The sequence below is a fragment of the Rhodococcus sp. BE178 genome (assembly GCF_050433545.1).
Classification (GTDB): Bacteria; Actinomycetota; Actinomycetes; order Mycobacteriales; family Mycobacteriaceae; genus Prescottella.
Genome location: NZ_JBNPXA010000001.1, coordinates 668728 through 689523, shown reverse-complemented (window position 1 = coordinate 689523; position 20796 = coordinate 668728). Strand labels below are relative to the sequence as shown.

General features: G+C 63.7%; 16 protein-coding genes and 3 pseudogenes. 12 read left to right on the top strand and 7 right to left on the bottom strand.

The features are described from left to right. Positions 1-98 precede the first annotated feature (98 nt). Together J2X34_RS03185 and J2X34_RS03180 are read right to left on the bottom strand one after the other, a co-directional pair. The gene (locus J2X34_RS03185) at positions 99-839 is read right to left on the bottom strand and encodes an MBL fold metallo-hydrolase (protein ID WP_429516182.1); all 741 of its coding nucleotides are present in this window, start codon (positions 837-839) and stop codon (positions 99-101) included. A gap of 325 nt (positions 840-1164) precedes the next feature. Continuing rightward, entirely contained in the window at positions 1165-1575 is a 411-nt protein-coding gene (locus J2X34_RS03180; protein WP_429516106.1) for a RidA family protein, read from the bottom strand. An 83-nt stretch (positions 1576-1658) separates the two neighbouring features. On the opposite strand from J2X34_RS03180, the gene J2X34_RS03175 reads away from it, so the two are divergent. Further along, positions 1659-2042: a winged helix-turn-helix transcriptional regulator gene (locus J2X34_RS03175; RefSeq protein ID WP_429516105.1), complete on the top strand. Its 384-nt coding sequence runs from the start codon at positions 1659-1661 to the stop codon at positions 2040-2042. Between the two features lie 100 nt (positions 2043-2142). On the opposite strand, the gene J2X34_RS03170 is transcribed toward J2X34_RS03175, so the two are convergent. Both J2X34_RS03170 and J2X34_RS03165 read right to left on the bottom strand, forming a co-directional pair. Further along, entirely contained in the window at positions 2143-2661 is a 519-nt protein-coding gene (locus tag J2X34_RS03170) for a hypothetical protein (protein WP_429516104.1), read from the bottom strand. 46 nt (positions 2662-2707) lie between these two features. Beyond that, a complete protein-coding gene (locus tag J2X34_RS03165; RefSeq protein WP_429516103.1) occupies positions 2708-3175 on the bottom strand; it encodes a hypothetical protein in 468 nt (155 codons plus the stop codon). A gap of 336 nt (positions 3176-3511) precedes the next feature. Here J2X34_RS03165 and J2X34_RS03160 point away from each other — a divergent pair. The 5 genes and pseudogenes from J2X34_RS03160 to J2X34_RS03140 all read left to right on the top strand — a co-directional run. Beyond that, a pseudogene (locus J2X34_RS03160) lies at positions 3512-3871 on the top strand (hypothetical protein); the annotation flags it as partial. Beyond that, positions 3855-4433: pseudogene (locus J2X34_RS03155) on the top strand (alcohol dehydrogenase catalytic domain-containing protein); the annotation flags it as partial. The pseudogenes J2X34_RS03160 and J2X34_RS03155, both read left to right, overlap by 17 nt. Positions 4434-4611: 178 nt before the next feature. Further along, positions 4612-4998 carry an HsmA family protein gene (locus J2X34_RS03150; RefSeq protein WP_429516102.1) on the top strand — a complete coding sequence of 129 codons (387 nt, stop codon included), beginning with the start codon at positions 4612-4614 and terminating at the stop codon, positions 4996-4998. Between the two features lie 89 nt (positions 4999-5087). After that, positions 5088-5462 (top strand): DUF4259 domain-containing protein, encoded by a 375-nt coding sequence (locus tag J2X34_RS03145; protein WP_429516181.1) that lies wholly within the window; start codon positions 5088-5090, stop codon positions 5460-5462. A 174-nt stretch (positions 5463-5636) separates the two neighbouring features. Further along, positions 5637-6155 (top strand): hypothetical protein, encoded by a 519-nt coding sequence (locus J2X34_RS03140; protein WP_429516101.1) that lies wholly within the window; start codon positions 5637-5639, stop codon positions 6153-6155. Between the two features lie 99 nt (positions 6156-6254). Here the strand turns inward: J2X34_RS03140 and J2X34_RS03135 are convergent, their stop codons facing one another. Continuing rightward, on the bottom strand, positions 6255-7517 hold the full coding sequence (locus tag J2X34_RS03135) for an IS701 family transposase (protein WP_429516100.1): 1263 nt from the start codon (positions 7515-7517) through the stop codon (positions 6255-6257). A gap of 121 nt (positions 7518-7638) precedes the next feature. On the opposite strand from J2X34_RS03135, the pseudogene J2X34_RS03130 reads away from it, so the two are divergent. Beyond that, a pseudogene (locus tag J2X34_RS03130) lies at positions 7639-8772 on the top strand (IS701 family transposase). An 811-nt stretch (positions 8773-9583) separates the two neighbouring features. On the opposite strand, the gene J2X34_RS03125 reads toward J2X34_RS03130, so the two are convergent. After that, positions 9584-11899 carry an ATP-binding protein gene (locus tag J2X34_RS03125; RefSeq protein WP_429516099.1) on the bottom strand — a complete coding sequence of 772 codons (2316 nt, stop codon included), beginning with the start codon at positions 11897-11899 and terminating at the stop codon, positions 9584-9586. A 1023-nt stretch (positions 11900-12922) separates the two neighbouring features. Beyond that, positions 12923-13882 carry a zinc-binding dehydrogenase gene (locus J2X34_RS03120; RefSeq protein ID WP_429516098.1) on the bottom strand — a complete coding sequence of 320 codons (960 nt, stop codon included), beginning with the start codon at positions 13880-13882 and terminating at the stop codon, positions 12923-12925. Between the two features lie 713 nt (positions 13883-14595). On the opposite strand from J2X34_RS03120, the gene J2X34_RS03115 reads away from it, so the two are divergent. The 5 genes from J2X34_RS03115 to J2X34_RS03095 all read left to right on the top strand — a co-directional run bounded on the left by J2X34_RS03115 (position 14596) and on the right by J2X34_RS03095 (position 20383). Next, the gene (locus tag J2X34_RS03115; protein WP_429516097.1) at positions 14596-15321 is read left to right on the top strand and encodes a 2-keto-4-pentenoate hydratase; all 726 of its coding nucleotides are present in this window, start codon (positions 14596-14598) and stop codon (positions 15319-15321) included. Continuing rightward, positions 15318-15755, top strand: coding sequence for a RidA family protein (locus tag J2X34_RS03110; RefSeq protein ID WP_429516096.1), 438 nt, complete (start codon positions 15318-15320; stop codon positions 15753-15755). Before J2X34_RS03115 ends, J2X34_RS03110 begins: the two co-directional genes overlap by 4 nt. A gap of 428 nt (positions 15756-16183) precedes the next feature. After that, positions 16184-17080, top strand: coding sequence for a dioxygenase (locus J2X34_RS03105; protein ID WP_429516095.1), 897 nt, complete (start codon positions 16184-16186; stop codon positions 17078-17080). Positions 17081-17431: 351 nt separating this feature from the next. Next, positions 17432-18406, top strand: a complete 975-nt coding sequence (locus J2X34_RS03100) for a LysR substrate-binding domain-containing protein (RefSeq protein WP_429516094.1) — start codon at positions 17432-17434, stop codon at positions 18404-18406. 42 nt (positions 18407-18448) lie between these two features. Then, positions 18449-20383 (top strand): FAD-dependent monooxygenase, encoded by a 1935-nt coding sequence (locus J2X34_RS03095; protein WP_429516093.1) that lies wholly within the window; start codon positions 18449-18451, stop codon positions 20381-20383. Positions 20384-20796: the final 413 nt, after the last annotated feature.

Here is a 20796-nt window from a genome sequence, read left to right as displayed (position 1 = left end):
TGGTTCGCGATCATCGCGTCTCGACGAGCCACGGTGAGGACGTGATCGAGCAGATCCTTCGTCTCGACGGATTGCACGACACGCGACCGGGCGGTCGACTATCCGATCCGGTACCTGTTGACTGCCTGCGCGACGGCCGCGGCGATCGGCATGGACACCGAGGGTCCGTGCCCCGGGAGGATGGTCTCCGCGTCGAGTGTCGCCAGATGGTCGAGCGCGGCGAGAGTGTCCGACGTCCCGTGGTCGAAGACCGCCGGGAGAAGTTGTGGGCCTTGCAGTTTCGACAGTGGATGCGCCGTGACCAGTGCGTCGCCGGTGACGATCACGCCGTGCTGCGGCAGGTGGTACGCCGTGTGCCCGGACGTGTGGCCGTGGGTCGCCACGGGGACGGGCGCACCGGGCAGGTCGAGGGGGCCGTCGGACGGGAAGGCGTGGGCGTCGTCGAGGGAGAGCGGCTTGGTCGCCCCGGCCCGTGCAATGCGCAGCAGCCACGGCAGCACTCCGTGCCTGTGAAGCATCGGAAGGAAGTCCTTGGCAGTTGCCTGCTCCAGGTAGTCCCGTCTCACGTGGGCGACCTCGGCAGGGTCCGTGAACACGGGAATTCCGTAGCGGTCGTGGAACGCGACGATCGCACCCATGTGGTCGATGTGTGCGTGAGTGAGCAGCATGCCCTGCACATCTTCGGGACGGCGGCCGAGGGAGCGGATTGCGCCTTCGACGGCGCCGATGTCGCCGGGATAGCCGCCGTCGATCAGGGTCAAGGCGTCACCGTCTCGGAGAATCGCCACGTTTACGTCCGTCCCGGTGGCACGGAAGACGTTGGGCGCCACTTCGTCCATTCTCGTCACGACGCCCATTCTGCGGTATGGCCGATCGACACCGGGAGTCGCGCACCATGATCCAGGCTTCCTCCGTCATGGCGGGATGGTTACATGATGTGAGGAAGCTGCGGAGCTCCGCGACGCCTCGACTTCCGGCGATCGGATCGAGGCAGCCGTCGATGTCATCGACGGCCCAGTGAAGGCGAGGCCCTCGGGTGGGCGCACTGTCACGCACCACCCGAGGTCACCGCTGTGACGTTGGCTCGTAGCGGGATTGTCCTGCGGGACAACCTTCGACGTCGAGCCTCGGTCTGTTCCGACACGGGCGGCTCCGAGAATGCAGTCAGTCGATGACGGCGGTCGCCTCCACCTCGACGAGCACGTCCGGCTCGAACAGATAATCCACGCCGATCAGCGATGCCGGCGGTAGCGGCAGCGGGAGCCCGATGTCCTCGGCGACCCGTTCGACACCGGTCATGAACTCGCCGATCTTCTCGGGATGCCAGTGCGTGACGTAGAAGGTCAGGCGAAGGACGTCGTTGAACGTCGCGCCCGCCCCGGCCAGCCCGGTAGCGGTGTTGCGCAGTGCCTGGGCGACCTGCCCCGGGAGATCGCCTGGAGCCACTGGGGTTCCATCGGCGAGCCGCGCGATCTGGCCGGCCACGTGGACGTGTCGGGTTCCGGAGCCGACGGCGACGTGATGATACGGAGTGGGATGCGTCATGCCCTCGGGCGTGAGGTACTGAACGGTCATGAGAGATCTCCTCGAAATACGAGCTGGATGGGTATAACTTTGATACCTGGTATACGGGGGTCACTTCAACGAGACTAGGTAGCATGCGCGATACTTCCCCGGCCGTTCGCGGCGAACTCACGATCACCCCGCCTCATCGAGAGCTGCTCGATCAGATCCTCGACAAGTGGTCGTTGGCGGTGCTCAACGAACTGTGCGAGAGGCCGAGCCGTTTCAACGATCTGCGTCGCGCGATCCCCGCGGTGACACAAAAATCGCTGACCGCCACGCTGCGTCGTCTCGAACGCAACGGCATCATCCAGCGCGAGTTGCTCAGTTCCCGCCCGATCGCCGTCGAATACCGGATCACCCCGCTCGGCAAGACCCTTCGTCACCCGGTCGACGTCCTCCTCGGGTGGGCCGAAACGTACTTGCCGGACATCGACAACGCCCGCGCACGCTTCGATGCCGAGTCGGAACTCGCCTGACGTTCTCGGCGCCGAACAGGTTGGTGAGGGAGCAGCAGGGCCGACAACTACACGACTCCTGGGCGCGCCGGGCTGAAGTGCCGGCCACCCAGGAAGCGATTCACTTGTCGAAGAGGAAGTTCCACAGACGCGGATCGGCAGGGTCCCGCCGGCCTGCGATGATGGCGAGGAACTGGTCGAAGTCGTCCGCTAGCGGCACCGATTCCTCGAACTCCGGCTCCTCGCCGAAGACCATCCTTCCGACACCCTCACCGGACGTCACGACTGCGACATACGAATAACCGTCCTTCACCGACACCAGAACCGGAAGGTGGCGGTCCCAGAAACGAACGACGGCCGAGACCTGTTCGTCGGTCACCGCGGCGTCCAAACTCATGATCTCGAACTCGTTCCACGCAAAGGCGTCTTCGCCGACGGCCGAGTAGTCACCTGCGGACAGAAACCACACTGTCTCATCCGCGTTCGACAGGCGCCCGAAGGCCGACGACCACGCCGAGAACTGCGGCGGTACCACCTCGTAACGAGAACCCGGAAACACCACCTGCCGGTCACCTGCAGGCTCCCACGCCCATCCAACAGCACGCAGGGCCGTGATCCCGCTCGAAATCAGATCCGTCACTTCAAAGCCTATTTCCCCAGACCATTCGAGGCGCCGACAGGTTCCGCTACATGGCTGCGACGTGCTGTTCGAGCAGATCGAGATTCTCGCCGTGATCATTGCCGACCTTGGCCAGCAGGCCGGTGGCCAGGAGCAGCCAGGACAGCAGTTGCGCACCCGGTCTACCGGCGAGTGCCGGGCGGAAGTGGATGGTCTCGGTCACGATGTGGCCGCCGTCCGCGGGCTCCATGGTGAGCACGACGTTCTGCCGGATCCCCCGCTGCTTGCCGGAGAACTCGAACACTTCGTTCGGCACGTGCCGGGTGATGGTCCATCGGACGACGTCGAAGTCGCATTCCTCGCCGTGCTTGCTGTCCCAGCCGTGCCCCGCGGCCATCGCAAAGTCGGGCCCGAGCACGGTCTCCGTCTTGTGCTCCTCGTACAGCCCCGTCTCCACCGGGTGGGTGAATGCGTGCCAGATGACGTCCGGGTCACCATCCAGTCGTCGCCAGTTGGTGAAGGATGCATAGCCCACGACTACCCCCAGATGATGTGGCCCGGCCGCGATCGCAGGGCGAAGGTTGCTGCAGGAAAGCAGAGTAGCGCCGACGGGTGGGGCGTCATGGGTGGAGGTCGCAGTCGTGAGTGCGTGAGGGTGGCTGTTCATCACCCCTCGGGGGACTATTCGCAGGCAGGGCACCCGACGGACGCTGGAGAGGCCTCGGAAACCGGCCACTCGTCGAGAGAGGTCCCCCGATCGAAAGGACCCCGCCCGCTATGCCCCGTATCCCCGGTACCGCCATCCCCGATGTTCACGAACACGGGCCGCCCGCCGCAGCCCTGCCCGCCGTCGAATCCGTCCGGAAGACGGTCCGTCCCGCTAGGCCTCCACCACCGGTCCCGCCGCACCGTCCTCCTCGCGTTCGTCACCGGCGCGGTGGTCCCTGTATGGGCTGGGCTCCTTGCAACGGTTGCCCTGTCGTCGCGCGGTGAGCACGACATGTTTCCGCTGACGCCGACGACGATCACGCTCTCGCTGATCGGGCACCTGATCTTCGGCCTCGTGCTCGGACTCGGCTTCCTGCGGGCGCGGGGCCGCCTCGGCCGGCACTGGCCGTGGCCGCCGCTGCTGGCGGTACGGTCCCCGGCCGGTGTGGGACGGCCGCGCATCGAGGCACTGGCGCGCGCGTGTGCTGAATGCGGCGCGCCTGCTGATGCGACCGAACGGTAGCGCTCCCGTCGGCGGCAGCCAGAGTGTGCCCGCGGGATGGTTAGCCGAAGGTGCGGGGCGGGGAGTGAGACGACGGTCTGGACCGCAACGACCCCGCCGTGGTGGCAGCATTGGAGCAAGTAGGGCTGGAATTGCACCGCGCCGATCCGAATCTTCGCCCTCACAGGGCACAGCAGACATTGTGCGAGCCGAAACCGCTGCGAGGTCTGGATCCGTCCGAAGGACCGTTCGGAAGATGAGAACCATGCGGCCTGTCGTCGCCGACACGGTAGGTGAGCCGTCCGAGGTTCTGCACCTGCAGACCCGCCCGATTCCGGAGCCCGGTCCCGGCCAGGTCCGGATCCGGGTGCTCGCCGTACCCGTCCATGCCAGCGATCTGCACACCATCCGCGGCCGATACGGATTCATCCCGGAGTTCCCCACCGTACCCGGAATCGAATCCGTCGGCGTGATCGACGAACTCGGTAGCGGCACAGACGGTCTGACCGTCGGGAAACGCGTCATCACGATCGGGGTCAAGGGCATGTGGCAGGAGTATGTCGTCGCCGACGCCGGGCGGGTCTTGCCGGTTCCCGCCGGCATGAGCGATTCCACGGCCGCCCAGATTCTCGCCAATCCGCTCACCGCCGTGATCTTGACCGGTGACGAGCTCGGCGGCGATGCGTCTCGTTCCGAGCCGACGGCGGCAGATGGCGGCGAGGCGTCGCGGATCGGCATCAAGCCCCGGCTAGTCTCGGGGCATGCTGGCCACCGCGATCATCGTCATCACGTTTGCCCTGGTCTTCTACTCCGTCGGCGTGTGGTCGGAACGCATCCAGAAGACCCTGAAGTGGTGGCATGCCGGCGCCTTCGCGCTCGGCCTGGTCTGCGACGCCACCGGTACCTTCCTGATGAGTCGAATCTCCGACGAGTCATCGGAAACCGGAACATCCACCTTCGACAAGATCATGATCGTCACCGGAGCCGTGGCAATCGTGCTCATGGCCGTTCACCTGGTGTGGGCCGTCATTGTCCTGCTCCGCGATCGTCCCTCCGAGAAGGCGAAGTTCCACCAGTTCAGCCTGGTCGTGTGGACGATCTGGCTGGTGCCCTACTTCACGGGGGCCATCGGCGCCATGACCGGCTAGCGCGGCCCGGGCCTGGCCTGCCGACGGCGGAATGTCGGCGCTGTCTGGTTCGATGTCGCCAGAATCGGATACAGGAGGGTGTGGACAGTATGGGGACCTGGGGCAGCGGCAACTTCGACGACGACACCGCCGCAGATCATCTCTCCGACATGACCGGCCGGCTCGTCGACGAGGTGACCAAGGCGATGTCCGGCGACCCGGTCGAGATCGAGCCGGATGAGTACTGGGGTGTCGCGGTGCCGTGCAACCTGGAGTTGCTCCACCTGATCGCGCAGCAGCACTACGTCGGGGTCACCCTGCCCGACGCAGAGACCATCGTCGGCTGGAGAGACCGGTTCCTGGCCGTCTGGGACGGGGCGATCGACGGGCTGGAGCCTGCGCCGGACTACAAGGAGCGGCGACGTGAGGTCCTCGTGCGGACCTTCGACCAACTGGCCGAGGTGGCGGCGGAGCGCGAGGGATGAGCGGCCGGGCTGGGGCGCAAGCGGACTGGCGCGGCTGACTGGTCGGCAGACACACGTATCGAGCACCACTGCTCATACGGATCCGGATCCGGATCCGGTCACGCCCATTCGGCAGCCGGGTGTCACCGTCGCGCATCTCCATCAGTGCTGTTGATTGATCGTTATCATTTTTGGGTGACTTATCATCTCGATCCTGGTTTGCGGGATGCTGACGGACAGTTGGCTCCCCAGTCCCTGGTGATTGCGCATGACGACTACCACGCGGCGTTCGTCGGGACGGCAGTCGACGGCCGCCAGTTCTTTGTCACGACTCCGTTCGCGTGGGCTAGTGGCGACGCGTCCGGGGCGGAGTTCGCAGCCAGGTACCTGTTCGATGTGGGCGGCGCGCTTGTGGATTCGACGATTGTTCCACTGGGAACCCGACCCGGGGATGGTTCGCTTCCCGGTAACGTCGCGCACTTCGACGAGCAGGAGAATGCCGTCGAGCGCCTGCTTTCGGAGATTCAACCAGTCTCGTTCTGCGACATTACCGTCGCCCCGTTCTCCGTGACGGCGCACGGGCACGAGTTCGGGTTGATCCTTCACGGGCCGGATTCGGAGGACGACCATGAGTGGTACTGGAATGTCACGGTCGAACCGGGCGACTATATGGCCTTCTACGCCCCGTGGGACGACGGAGACTATGACACCTAGTAGGACTTTGTTAGGTTGGAAACCTGTGGTGACACAGTGGGCAGGTGCCGATCCAGATGGCGAGTGCGCGTTGGATGTCGCGGACGATGCCGTAGAGGGTCAGCCCTGCCCACCGGCTTTTGGGTCGGTCAGCCGCAGGGTGGTCAGGAACAGGTGGGCGGCGGTGACAAGGGTGGCGTGGTGGTGCCAACCGGGCCAGGAGCGGCCTTCGAAGTGGTCGAGGCCCAGGGCGACTTTGAGTTCGCGGTAGTCGTGTTCGATGCGCCAGCGGAGTTTCGCGAGGCGGACGAGTTCGTCGATCGGGATGTCCGCGGGCAGGGTGGAGAGCCAGTAGTCGGTGGGTTCTGTTGCACCGATGGGCCATTCGGCCAGTAGCCACACCTGCTCGACCGATCCGTCGGTGGCGCGAGGCACTCGGTGGCCAGCGGGTCGGGCCCGCAGGGCGACGAACCGGGAGCGCATGACGGCGTCAGGATTGCCGGGTGTGGTCTTGGTGCCGCGCCGCCACGACACTTCCTGCGCCGCATCCGGTCCGGCGGCGATCACCATGTCCTTGCAGCTGGACTTCGGCACCCGGTAACGGGCGGTGAAGGGACGCCCGGGGCCGATCCGGGGCGGGGTCTCGGGCTGGGCGTCGGCCGGGTAGACGCCGGTCGCTGCTTTGACTGCCACCATGTAGGGGATACCGCGGTCGGAGAGTGCGGCGCGAAACTGTGCGCCCTCGCCGTAGCCGGCGTCCGCGACCACGACATCGGGCTGGGGACGACCCCAGGCGAGGAGTTCGTCGATCATCTCCACCGCCATCTCCCATTTCGGCCGGTGCCGCTCCCGGTCGGGTATCGCTGACTTCTTCCGGCGTGCCGCGACGACGCTCGCAGCACCTGGATCATCGACGCAGGTCTCGTCCCAGCTCTGCCGCACGAACAGTCGCCAGTTCAATGGGCATGACGCGTCGTCGGACGCGGCGTGCACGCTGACCGCGATCTGACAGTTGCCGACCTTGCCCAACGTGCCCGAGTACTGCCGGGCCACACATGGGGAGGCATCGCCGTCCTTGCCGAACCCCGTGTCGTCGACCACCCACGCGTCCGGTGCGATGAGCTCGCACGCCTTGCGTGAGAGCACCATCCGCACCGGCTCGACCTTCCACGGGGAGGTGGTCACGAACTGCTGTAACCGCTGATGATCGACACCGAGTCGGGCCGCCATCGGCTGCATCGACTTGCGCTCACCACTGAGCATCAATCCTCGCGTATACACCCCTGCCGTCGCCAGCCTGTCCTTACGCAACAACGACGAGAACACCTCACCGACAAAGGAATCAAGACGTTCATCGACCTCGGACAGGGCTGCGGCATCCACCCCATCATCGTCTCGAAGATCACGCCGAAACTCGAGACCCCACACCCAACCGTGACAGACCTAACAAAGTCCTACTAGTACTGCAACGGCACTTGCTTGACAGGTGTTCGATACTTGTTGAGTGGTTGTCGATGTGGTTGCTGCGGAGCTGGATACGTTGCATGAGCGGGTGTCTGGCCGGTTTGCGCGGGCATAGCCTCGGTCCCGGGTGCGTGAGTATGTCTCGGGTTTGGTTGCGGGTCTGGAACGGAAGAACGGGTGGACGCTGGCCGAGCGGGCCGGTGAGGTGAGCCCGGACGGGATGCAGCGGCTGTTGCGGCGGGCGGACTGGGACGTCGACGGGGTCCGTGATGATGTCCGTGATTACGTGGTCGAGCGCCTCGGCGACCGCTCGGGGGTGTTGATTGTCGACGACACCGGTTTCCTGAAGAAGGGCACCCGCTCGGCCGGGGTGCAGCGCCAGTACTCGGGCACCGCGGGGCGGGTGGAGAACTGCCAGATCGGGGTGTTCCTCGCCTACGCCTCCGATGCGGGGCACGCGTTGATCGACCGGGAGCTCTACCTACCCGAATCCTGGACTTGCGATCGGGCCCGGTGCCGCGCCGCGGGAATCGACGACGAGGTGGAGTTCGCGACCAAACCCACACTGGCGCAGCACATGATCGAACGAGCCCTGGACGCGCAGGTTCCGTTCTCCTGGGTCACCGCCGATGAGGCCTACGGTCAGGTGAAGTACCTGCGGGTCTGGCTCGAGGAGCGGGACGTGTCGTATGTGCTGGCCACCCGGCGCAACGACGACGTGTTCACCACCGACGGCCGCACCGGCCGCGCCGATCACCTGATCGAGGAGGTCCCCGCGAAGCAATGGCGCCGCATCTCCGCGGGCGACGGCGCCCACGGGCCGCGCGAGTATTCCTGGGTGCGGGTCCCGATCCGGATCGCCTGGGCGCCCGGGCGTGGGCACTGGCTCCTCGCACGCCGGTCCCTCTCCGATCCGACCCAGATCGCGTACTACATCTGTGCCGGGCCGCGCCGCACCACGCTCACTGAACTCGCCGCCGTCGCCGGGTCCCGGTGGCGGGTCGAGGAATGCTTCCAACAAGCCAAGAACGAGGCCGGCCTCGACCAGTACCAGGTTCGCACCTACCGCGCCTGGTACGCCCACACCACCCTGTCGATGCTCGCCCTCGCCTGGCTTGCCGGCACGAAAACCGAAGCAGCAAAAGGGGAACCGGAACACACGATCAGGGCATGATCGCGTATACGGTACCCGAGATCCGCCGCCTGCTCGTGCATCTAATCCTCCGACACGCCCACCCCGATGGCCACGTCTGGTCCTGGTCACCCTGGCGACGACGCCGACAACACCAGGCCCGCACCTGCCACTACCGAACCCGCGGACACCCGCTATAAGTGCCGTTGCAGTACTAAAGGGGCCCTCTGATCACACAGAATCTGGAGCAGTTCCGCTCAGCCGATGATCGGTCCTGCCGACACCCCGCGTCAGAATCAATCAGGAACCCTCTGTCTCTACCTACGTATGATCCGGTGGCCCTGTCCCTATCCGCGGTCCATCGATGCCACCAAGCTCGGCGACACCCCGGATCATTCGAGAGACAGGGGAAGAAAGTCATGCCGAACCTGGCGAGAGTGGCCCCGCGGTTCGGGACTGCGACGAAGATAACGGGGGTGAAGCCCTCAGACTGCTCACGCTCGTATGTCGGGCGCAGTCGGCCTATTGCGCATTAGCAACTGAAATGTCTGTTTGAACCTTTGCCGAAATTTCAGGTACGAAACGAGAGCGACGTCGGCGAAGGTGAAGACCGTGGTGCTGGGCCTGTGTGTCTTATCGGGTCTCGCGGGCTCACCAAGTTGTGACAGAGGGCGACTTGTTCGTCGCCAATCGTCAGGGTGATCGCCTCGACCCCGCACTGGCTGAAGGTCGCCAATCGGAGTAGGTCGATCATCGGCACCATCCGATCGACGAAATCGGCTATCGCGCCGGGGGCATCCCGCGGTAGCCGGATGCGCACACTCGCCTCAGCACGTCGTCGGCGGGTTCGTGGTCATGGTTGCGGAGGGCTGTGGGGGTTTCGAGTTTCCGCGACGGTCGCCGCGATTTGGCTGCGGGAGGAGAAGCCCAGCTTGACGAGGATTCTCTCGACGTAGCCTTCCGCGGTGCGCTGGGATATGACTAGGGCTTGAGCGATCTGCTTGTTGCTCATTCCTTGGGCCACGAGAGCGGCGACTTCCCTTTCGCGTTTGGTGAGCTCGTCGAGGGGCTCGTTGCTCGTAGCCGCCGTGTGAGTGGTGGTTTGCCCGAGCAGCTCACCTGCCAGTTCGCCGAGAGGCCGTTGGGTCCCTTCCGTGAACGCCTTGGTGTAGGCCCGTTCCCCGAGTGACTGTCGCACCTCTTGCTGGCAGCGCTGCTGGTATTCGTCGAAGTAGGGAAGCAGGGTGCCGCCGAATTCGGTGCGGACGGCACGAGCGGCGCCAGCCAGGAGCGCTGCTTCCTTGTATTGGCCGGCGCTCGCGGCAATCCAGCTCAGCGTCTCTAAGCAGAGCGCGGTGCAGTACTGGTCGCGGAATTCACCTTGCACGGAGAGACATTCCAGTTCGAGCGACCGAGCATGTGTCCATTCGCCTCGGCGCCAAGCCTCAATGCCTAGGCCCCACATCGCGTAGGCGCGGCGCCACCTTTCGCCGTGTTCCTCGCACAGGCGCAGGAGGTCTTGCCACTGGCCCATCGCCCGCTCGCGGTCACCTTGTATCGAGTAGCTATCGCCGAGCAGGATCTTGGCCGTGATTCCCCAGTCCCGGTCATCGCGGCGAAAGGGAATCTCTTCGACAAGCGCGACGGCGCCCGAGAAGTCGTACTGCTGCAGTGCGGCGAATGCTTCGGGAACCCTGTAACAGCGAGCATCAATGTCGTCGTCGAACTCGCCTTCCAGTTGCCGACTCTCCGGCAACATTCGGTTGGCCGCGGTGAGGTCGTTTTGCAGCAGTGCGAAGTGTATCGCGCTTGCGAGCGCACGAGCTCGGACAATAGTCGGCTCCCTATCCTGGTCCAGCAAGCGCTCGAACCAGTGACGTCCCTCGCTGATGAGCCCGTTGACCCTCCACACGTTGTGGCATGCGTCGGCGATCCGCAAACCCTCGTGGGATTCTCCCGGCGCGGCAAGGCAAAACTCAAGTGCGGCACGAATATTAGCGTGCTCCAACCACATTCGTTCCGCGAGTTGTACCTGGGTAGCCCCGAACCACCGCTGGTGGGTGTCTTCGGTCAGCTTCAGATACCACGCCTGGTGCCGCTCTTGGAGTTCCCGTTCATCCCCGTCGACGCGCAACGCCTCTCGGCCGTACTGGCGGATGGTTTCCAGCAGCCGGTAGCGAATCACGTCACCGCGTTCTTCGCGGAAGATCACGGACTTGTCCAACAGACCCGCTACCGCGGTTAACACATCACGTTCCGGCAGATCGTCGCTGGCGCAGACTGCTTCCGCGTCGCGGAGGTCGAAGCTTCCGGCGAAGACCGAGGCCCGGGCCCAGAGGGCCTGTTCCTGCTCGGTGCACAGGTGAAAGCTCCAGTCGATCGAGGCCCGCAGCGTTTGCTGGCGGGGGAGCGCGGCTCTGTTGCCAGACGTGAGTAGTGTCAGCTGGTCGTCGAGGTGCTCCAGAACCTGTCCCGGCGACAGAGCTCTGAGCCGGGCAGCAGCCAGTTCGATCGCCAGCGGGATGCCGTCCAAGCGGCGACAGAGGCGCGCGACTACGTGGGCGTTGTGGTCGTTGACTTCGAAGCCGCCCACTGCGGCGGCCGCCCGGTCCTCGAAGAGCTTGATTGCTTCGAACTTGCGCAAGGCTTGGGCAGACTGCGAGTCATCATCGGCCGGGGTGCGCATGGTCGACAGCGGCTGAACGCGTTCCCCGACGATGCCCAACGGTTGGCGACTCGTAGCCAAAATCCTGAGGTCCGGACACCGTTCCAAAAGTCTGGTGACGAGCCGAGAGCAGGTGTCCAGCAGGTGCTCGCAGTTGTCGAGCACGAGCAGTATCCGCCGGGCAGCCAGCTGTTGGGCCAGGGTGTCTGCCGTCCACCGAGTGGACTGGTCCTGCAGTCCCAGCGAGGTCACGATTGCCTGGGCCACGAGGCCGCCATCTTCCAAACCTGCGAGCTCTGCCACATAGGTGCCGTCCGGAAACGCTCTGCGCAATTCCCAGGATGCACGTATCGCCAGACGGGTCTTGCCCACACCACCGACACCCGTCAAGGTCACCAGCCGGGAGGTCGACAGCCCGCGCCTGACCTCGCGCAGTTCACCTTGGCGTCCGACGAACCCTGCCAGTTCGGCGGGCGGAAGGCCCTGGTGTTCCTGTACAGCCACGATGGTGCATCCTGATGAGGTGCTGTCGATGTTTGCGCTGCTCAATGGGAGTATAGCGGCGAGCAACCTGTGCGCGGGCACCGTTGTGTGCGCTACTGACGGCGTGGTGCCCGTGCCACGGCCTCGGGCACTTGCCGAGGACATTCGGATGGTCTGCCATCGCGTGAGACGGGCGAGGATCCGATAGACGCTCCCCGCAGGGGTGCATTTGCACCCAGTACTAGCGCGCTCCACATCCGGGCGACCGAGGCATCGCCAGCGTCGCTAGCAACCTCTCCCGCGTAATCGGCCCCGAACAGTGATGGGTGTCGTACCTGCTAACCAACTCTCTACGTACTAACTAAGGTCTGGAGGGAACGAATGTCGGAAACTGGGCGTTCTCCGGATGCCTCGAGAATTGGACGCGCAGACCCGGCGCGACGTCGGCAGGGCCCACCTGAACCCACGCAAAGGTCGACTGACCGCTGTCGAGCGCGATGATCGCCAGTTGGCTCGGATCGGGCTGTCGCCTTCGCGGTGGTTGCCGTACTGGTCTGAGTACCAGGACGGTTCCAGTTCGGGATGGATCGCCGGTGACCGGTGGGGCGATTTTGAGTAGGTGTCTCTCGGGGAACATGTGCTTCTCTCCGTGAGGCGGGGATTTCTGACGAGGTCAGCCTGTCGTAGTCCGGGAGAGGAAACTACGGTACAAATACACAGCTCAATACCCAGATTCCGTCCATGTATCCCCTGTCGGGACATGCCTGGACATCGGGACGGGCACAATCAGGAGTGGCGGTACGTCGATATTGCGTTTGGTATCGCGTTTTGCTCCTGTGTCACGGAAGTGGGATGTCCATTGAGGATGTAGCGTTCAGGAAAACGCGCATACCGTTGCGCCTCAACATGTTTCGTCAGCATTTTCGACGACCACGTTCGCGCCCACTTGACGACGCGGTCATCGCTCCTCCGTCTTCTCGAGTGCTGGATGCCGATCGTCGAGGTCGCCTGGCCTCCAAATGCGCGGTGCGGTGAAACGTCGAGTCAGGGGCGGACGAGGATCCCGAGGGTTTGGCGAGCGTCCATGGCCTGGTAGCCGTCGGGAACGGAGTCGAGGCCGATCTCGCAGTCGAATACCTTGCCTGGGTCGACGCGGCCGCCGAGGACATCGGGCAACAGCGTGTCGAAGTAGGCGTGGACCGGGGCCGGGCCGCCTGTCACAGTGATGTTCGGGCCGAGCAGGGAGGTGAACCCAGCCGGCGCGTTCTCGTACTGTGGCACACCGACCCGGGAAATAACTCCGCCGGTGCGCACGACACAGAGAGCTTGCTCGTAGGCGGAGATTAGGCCGCTTGTTTCGATCACGACGTGGGTGCCGGCGCCGCGGGTGAGCTCACGCACCGCGGAGATGCCCTCCGCGCCGCGTTCGACCACCACATCGGTGGCGCCGAACTCGCGGCCGAGGGCAATGCGATCCTTGTGTTGGCCCATCAGAACGATCCGCTGCGCCCCACGCTGTTTGGCGGACAGCACCGCCAGCAACCCGACCGCGCCGTCACCGATCACGGTCACTGTTCGGTCCGGGCCGACGCCGCCCGTCACTGCGGCGTGGTAACCGGTGCGGTAGATGTCGGACAGGGTCAGCAGCGACGGAATCAGCGACGAGTCCTCCGCGATCGGGGCCGCGACCAGGGTGGCATCAGCCTGCGGGACACGCACCGCCTCGGCCTGACAGCCGCCTACGGCGCCGGAATTCCAGATCACGAGATCGCCGCGGCGCACTGTCGAGACGTCGGCGCCGATGTCCTCGACAGTCCCGACGGACTCGTGTCCCATCGACACGCCGTCCGCGGTCGGGGCCATGGAACGATAACGGTGCAGGTCCGAGTCGCTGATGCAGCTACGCGCCACTCGCACCACCGCGTCGGCCGGATGCTCGATCACCGGGTCGGGCACGTCGATCACCCGGACATCGAACGGGCCGTACATGTATGTCGCTCGCATGGGGCTTCCCCTTACTGTCGTGGCGGGTAGGCCATGCTCTTGCACGCCGGGCATTTTCGGCGACCAGCGCCACGTCGAGGCATCGCCAATTGATGGTCCGGAGATCTCCGTCGGTCTGTCTTGCAGGACGATGTTGCACCACGATGCAGCGTGGTCGCGATTCGTGGCCAATTCCGATTTTGATCACTGGTATGCCCAAATGCGCATTCAGCACGGCCCGGGAGGCCCCCGGAATCCAATTGTGTGAAGGTTTTTTGCGCGAACGACGCTCGCGAGGGCGATCAGGAATGCCTATGCCTGTCTGGCTATGGTTGCGCATGGATCTGGCATTAGACGGTCATAGGCGGGCTACCGTACGTTCACTTCATGCGAGATGAGATCCGAGTCACTATGGCGAACCCGCGCGCCCTCGCCGAAGGTGAGTGCATCGAAGGGCGTTGCGCAGTCGGCAAATTCAGTGCACCTCCGGCGACGGATGTGGATTTGTCCAAGGTCAACGCCGGGCACCTCCGCGATAGGCGCGCCCTGCGCAGCCGGTCGCGTCGGTCTGGAATCGGCCGCGACGCCGGCACCGATTCCCTCGATTTCTACGCTGAATCGACGAATGTGTCCGTGGCGCTATGACAAGAACCTCAAGGCTCGCCGAATTTGCGACGTCGCTGGACAATGCAGTTACATCGGCCCGGGCGATTTCGCAGCTGAGTCTCGCGGACATGCTCACACTTGATGACGCATATCTCGTCCAGGGACTCGTCGCTAATCTGCGAATTGCGCGCGGCGATTTCGTGACGGGAGCCAAGCTGGGGTTCACCAGCAAAGCAAAAGCGCTGCAGATGGGCGTCTCAGACGTCATCTTCGGGCGACTACACGCATCACAGGCCTACGAGGACGGCGCCACAGTAGAACTTGACGGGTTTATTCACCCTCGCATCGAACCGGAATTGGCCTTTCGGCTTGGGCGGGCTTTCGACGCCGCTGGAACTGAACACCCCGCCACTGACATGGTCGATGCGATCGACGCAGTCGCGCCTGCCCTTGAGATCATCGACAGCCGCTATCTCGACTTTCGCTTCTCCCTTTCCGATGTCGTCGCCGACAACACCTCAGCTGCGGGCTTCGTTGTGGGCCGTTGGCAGCCTGTCGACCTGGTGGCGAGTCCTCCGGCTCTCAATGGCCAGCCAGTGACGCTGGACGTCGATGACGAGACTGCTGCTGCTGGCAGCACGAGCGACATCTTGGGCGACCCCTACCTCGCGATCCCCAACTTGGCGCGCATCGCCGCCGAGCAAGGAGTGGCGCTTCCTGCCGGAAGTGTGCTGCTTGCAGGCGCGGCGACCGCAGCTGTTCCACTCACTCCAGGTACCACCGTGATGGCCACAGTGGCCAGCTTGGGAACCGTATCGATCACCACTTCAAACACCGCAGGAGACCACCAATGAGCAATCAGACCCTCGTTGTCGAAGGCAAGGCCACCCCTCGCGGCCGCTACCCCCATGTCAAGGTCGTTGGAGACTTGGTCTTCGTGTCCGGGATGAGTAGTCGGCGGCCCGACAACACTCTCGCTGGCGCAGAAGCCGACGAACTCGGAGTGACCACGCTCGACATCGAGACCCAGACCCGAGCCGTCATCGAGAACATCCGTGACATTCTCTCCGAAGTCGGCTGCACCCTGAAGGACGTAGTCCAAGTCACTTCGTACCTCGTCAACATGAACGACTTCGCGGGCTACAACCGCGTATATGGCGAGTACTTCGATGAAACTGGGCCGGCGCGTACCACCGTCGCCGTGCACCAGCTTCCTCACCCGCATCTACTCATTGAGATCCAGTCGATTGCGATTCGCAGGCCAGGCGTGGTGGCAGAAGCCAGCTGAGAAGACCACATCCCTTTCGCCTTCAAATCTTCACGTGGTGCCAAGCCAGGACACCTGATCGAGCATCGATGCACGACCAGGAGATCTTCCCTGCGGCTCAACGAACACATCGTCCAGATCCTCGTCCGGGCCGAAGTGCTGCGACTTCCATCTCCCCTAGAGGAACACATGGCACTCGCCGCAGCGTCCCGGCGAAGGCCCGATTGGCGTAATGCGTGTTCGACGTGAAGGACAAACGCGTACAGCACGTTGTCGAAGTTGTCGAAAGCGCCGACACCTGACTGTTCCTGATTCTCCAAACACGTCCGAGCGTTCCCGCGACCGAGTCGTGAGACATACCCCATAGGCAGGGCGCGGCCCCGCCCTTCAGGCCGTTCCGCGCGGAAGGCACTGCCACAACACAAGCACGTTGAAAGGAACCGATCACCGTGATACTCACCAGCTATCGTGATGTCACTCCCTCCGTACTGGAGGTCATGGCGGAGACCAAGGATCCCCGCTTTCGTGAAATCATCACTTCCCTGGTCACACACCTCCACCAGTTCGTCAAGGAAGTTCGCCTGACCGAGGCAGAGTTTCGTACTGCGACAAAGATCCTCAACGAGATCGGTCAGGCGACCGACGACAAGCACAACGAAGCTGTGCTCATGTGCGGGTCCCTCGGCATCTCCACGCTGGTCTACCTGATGAACAACGGCGACAACGGCCAGACCGAGACCCAGCACTCCTCCCTGGGGCCATTCTGGCGTCTGCACTCACCTCGTACGGAGAACGGCGGAACCATTGTGCGCTCGGAGACACCTGGCGCCGCGCTTTTTGTCAACGCTCACGTCATCGATAAGAAGACGAGGCAGCCTGTCGTTGGTGCAGAGATCGACGTCTGGCACTCCTCCCCGGTCGGGCTGTACGAAAACCAAGATCCCGACCAGGTCGATTTCAATCTGCGCGGCAAGTTCACAACTGACGAAGAAGGTCGCTTCTGGCTACGTTCGGTGCGCATGTCGGGTTACCCGATCCCGACCAACACGGTCGTCGGACGGTTGCTCGAGGCACAGGGGCGGCATCCATGCCGGCCTGCACACTTGCATGCGCTCATCAACGCCGAGGGCTACAAGGTGCTGACCGCGCAGGTCTACCCCAGCGACGATTCATACCTGGAGACCGACGTGCAGTTCGGCGTCACCCGGGCACTGATCGGCAACGTCGTCGAACACCGCGAGCCCCATCCCGACCACCCAGAGCTTCAGACGCCGTGGTACTCGCTGGACTACACGTTCGAACTCGAGGAAGGGCCGACTGAGCTTCCCCTCGCGCCCATCAAATAGCCCGAGGGTCAGCTGTAGCAATGCAACCCGTTGGACTGAAACCAGCAAACATGCGAGGTCGTCCTGACCGTCGCAGGATCCAAGCCAGGACGACCTCGCATGTGGCGGCGAGTGTCCACCGCCCTATGCGTCGGCGGCAACGGTGGATGCAGACGACACCGTCGCGACCATCGCGGCGATGAAGAGTGGATCCAGCGATCACCACGGCAGCAGGGGAGAACGTCGAGCGGCTCGCACGAGGGCACGTAATCCGTCGATGGTGGCGACCTGCGACCTGCGACCTGATGAAGGGAGAGGTTAGTTTCAGTGACAAAGCAACATGTTCAAGTTGTTACGAATCTGATTACGTCTATGCCTGATTCGATGGTCGAGCCTATATTTGCGGTCATGGAAAGCCGGCGACTTCTCGACGGCAGATTGAAGCTCCGGCATCTGCTGCTCGTCGACCTCCTCTCCAGTCGTGGCAGCGTGGTCGGTGCTGCTGCGGCGCTCCACGTGACACAGCCAGTTGTCACCCGCAGCCTCCAAGAACTCGAGCGGATCCTCGGAGTCGAGTTGTATGAGCGCGGACATCGTGGGATCCAGCCTACGGAGGCTGGGGCGGTATTCACTGACTACGCGCGATCCGTGCTCGCCCAACTTCGACAAGCCGCACGGCACCTCGATGAGATCCAGGACGCGACCCGTGGCTACGTGGTCATCGGCACGCATCTTGCTGGCTCGAATCTACTTCTCCCGCGTGCGGTGGCACGTCTCAAAGGGGAACGGCCCATGCTACGGGTGGTGATCCGCGAAGGATCTCCCGAGTTCCTCCTCGAGGAACTTGCCGTGGGCACAGTCGATCTGATTGTCGGACGCGTGAGCGGCCCCACCCCAGAGGGCATGACCAGGCGCGTCCTGTACTCGGAGACTGTCAAGGTTGTCACCAGACTGGACCATCCACTGACGGAGCGTGCCACAGTCACGCTCGAGGACCTCTTGCCATTCGTGTGGATCCTGCCGGGCGTCGAAACGATGCTCCGCACCGAGATCGAGGCGTACTTCGCCCGCAACGGATACCCACTTCCGCCTAACAGTGTCGACGCAACCGCGTTTCTGACCGTGCGACAACTTCTGATAGAGACCGACATGATCACCGTACTTCCGGGACTCCTGGGAACACTCGACCCACGGCTCACGACACTGCCGATCTCATTCGATCAGGTAGGAGCGAATGTCGGCGTCACCCTAGCCTCCGATCGTCATCTCAATCCCGCCTCGCGCGCCATGCTCGACACTCTTGTCGAGGTAGCCCGCAGCATGCAGGACGAGTCCAGGGCTGGCTGAGCCCGCCTTATCAGTTTTTTCCATAACACCTCAGGAGTCCTGATGCAGTTTCACCACTACGGTTACGTCACCACTGATCCGCGCATCCAACCGGCCGCAGGTGTGGGGGTGGATCGCCAACCAGAGCTCCCCGATGACGTCGATGTGCTGATCGTCGGTGGCGGGCCCGCAGGCATGTTGTTGGCGGCTCAAATGTCGCAGTTCCCGACAGTCAACGCCCGCCTCATCGAACGTCGTCCAGGCAGGCTGGAAGTAGGACAGGCCGACGGAATCCAGGCCCGCAGCGTCGAGACATTCCAGGCGTTCGGCTTTGCCGAGCGAATCACGGCTGAAGCCTATCGATTCTGTGCCACTAATTTCTGGGCCCCCGACCCCGACGACCGGTCACGCATCATCCGAACCCAACGCACAGAGGACGACCCACACGGGGTCAGCGAGTTCCCCCACCTGACAATCAACCAGGCCCGGGTCCTGGACTACTTTGCCGAAGCCGCGGCCTACGGTCCAGGGCGTATCACGCCTGATTACGGCTGGGAGCTCGTTTCGCTCGAAGTCACCGATGGCGAGGAGTTCCCTGTCCAGGTCTCAGTCCGTCGTACCGGCGGCGACAACGCCGGCGAGGAACGTAGCGTGCGCGCTAAATACGTCGTCGGAACAGACGGGGCCCGGAGCGCCGTGCGTGAGGCGATCGGCCTCAAGCTGGAGGGCACGCAGGCAATGCATGCATGGGCGGTGATGGATGCGCTCACCGTCACCAACTTTCCAGACATCCGCACAAAGTGCGCGATCCAGTCGGAGAACGGCAGCGTTTTGCTGATCCCCCGCGAAGGCGGCTTTCTTCACAGGATGTACGTCGACCTGGGTGACGTCGCAGACTGCGACAACCACGCCATCCGTAGCACCACCGTCGAGCAGGCCATCGCCAAGGCCAACACGATCATGCACCCTTACACTCTCGATGTCCGTGATGTGCCGTGGTTCAGCGTGTATGAAGTCGGGCACCGTTTGGCGAAGAAGTTCGATGACGTCGCTGACGACGAGGTAGGAATCCGTACCCCGCGCGTCTTCATCGCGGGCGACGCATGCCACACCCACAGCGCGAAGGCTGGCCAGGGGATGAACGTCTCCATGCAGGACACCTTCAACCTGGGCTGGAAGCTCGGGCAGGTGTTGACCGGCCTCAGCCCGGAATCACTTCTTGACACCTACTCGGCCGAACGAAAGGCGGTGGCTCAAAACCTCATCGATTTCGACCGCGAATGGTCAGCGATGATGGCAAAGAGACCAGGCGAGATCCCCCCAGCCGAGTTGGCAGCGCACTTGGTCAAGAGCGCCGAGTTCACAGCGGGCTTCATGACGGAGTATCCGCCGTCGACGATAATCGGAGACCTGAACCACCAAGATCTCGCCTCCGGCCTCCCGATTGGCAAGCGATTCCGGTCAGCCCCGGTGGTCCGCGTCGCCGACGCCAACCCAGTCCATCTGGGACACCAAGCTCGAGCCGACGGCCGCTGGCGAATCTACGCGTTCGCCGACGGATCCACCGTCCGCGGAGCGAGCCTGTTACGTGACTGGTCGGAGTGGATGCTCTGTGCGCCCGACTCTCCGGTACAGCGATTCACGCGAATTGGGGCCGAGTTTGACAGCCTTTTTGACATCAAGGTGATTTTTCAGGGAACACACGATCAGGTTGCCGTGGAGGAGGTTTCGCGCCTCTACCTCCCATGCAAGGGACCGCACGCCGTCGTTGACTACGAGAAGGTCTTTGCCGTTGACCCGGCTCAAGACTTCTTCGACGCTCGGGGGTTGGAACGCAGCGGCTGTGTGGTGGTTGTCCGCCCGGACCAGTATGTCGCCCATGTACTGCCACTGACTGCGACGAGCGAACTCACCGCGTTCTTCGATCACATCCTGCTCGAATCGGGCCGGGCAACGGCGGCTCCGCCGGCGAATCTTGTAGACGCTCTGGCGCTTTGACTCCTATCCCCGGTCTGCGTCGAGGCGAACAGGGAAGAGAGGTGCCGAGAACTGGCATCAAACATGCACCAACTGAGGCATGGTCGGGCCTGCCGAGTATGCAGTGCAGCCACAGCACTCGCCTGACACTGTTCCGGTCCACAACCCTCCACCCTCCGCGGATCATTGATGACCGCTCCCGCGCGGAGACCGTCGCAATTCTCGAAACGGCGATCCCGCCGGGGTGCGATGGGCCTGTACCGGACAACTACCAGTAGGCGTCATCCCTAGCCAGACAGCCTCGCCTCTGCGAGCCCGGAAGCAATCCGATTCCTGCAACTGCCGAGCGAGCGCCCGGTCGAATAAAGAGGGATCGCGTCACGACAGAGCGCGCGAGCTGGTCCAACAGGGCCTCTCGTGCGCTTTCTCGGGAT

Coding starts and splice junctions, on each gene's coding strand:
- J2X34_RS03175 (WP_429516105.1), top strand. CDS start 1,659: ATGCGCGATACTTCCCCGGCCGTTCGCGGCGAACTCACGATCACCCCG.
- J2X34_RS03110 (WP_429516096.1), top strand. CDS start 15,318: ATGAGCAATCAGACCCTCGTTGTCGAAGGCAAGGCCACCCCTCGCGGC.
- J2X34_RS03095 (WP_429516093.1), top strand. CDS start 18,449: ATGCAGTTTCACCACTACGGTTACGTCACCACTGATCCGCGCATCCAA.
- J2X34_RS03145 (WP_429516181.1), top strand. CDS start 5,088: ATGGGGACCTGGGGCAGCGGCAACTTCGACGACGACACCGCCGCAGAT.
- J2X34_RS03120 (WP_429516098.1), bottom strand. CDS start 13,882: ATGCGAGCGACATACATGTACGGCCCGTTCGATGTCCGGGTGATCGAC.
- J2X34_RS03185 (WP_429516182.1), bottom strand. CDS start 839: ATGGACGAAGTGGCGCCCAACGTCTTCCGTGCCACCGGGACGGACGTA.
- J2X34_RS03115 (WP_429516097.1), top strand. CDS start 14,596: ATGCTCACACTTGATGACGCATATCTCGTCCAGGGACTCGTCGCTAAT.
- J2X34_RS03180 (WP_429516106.1), bottom strand. CDS start 1,575: ATGACCGTTCAGTACCTCACGCCCGAGGGCATGACGCATCCCACTCCG.
- J2X34_RS03100 (WP_429516094.1), top strand. CDS start 17,432: ATGCCTGATTCGATGGTCGAGCCTATATTTGCGGTCATGGAAAGCCGG.
- J2X34_RS03150 (WP_429516102.1), top strand. CDS start 4,612: ATGCTGGCCACCGCGATCATCGTCATCACGTTTGCCCTGGTCTTCTAC.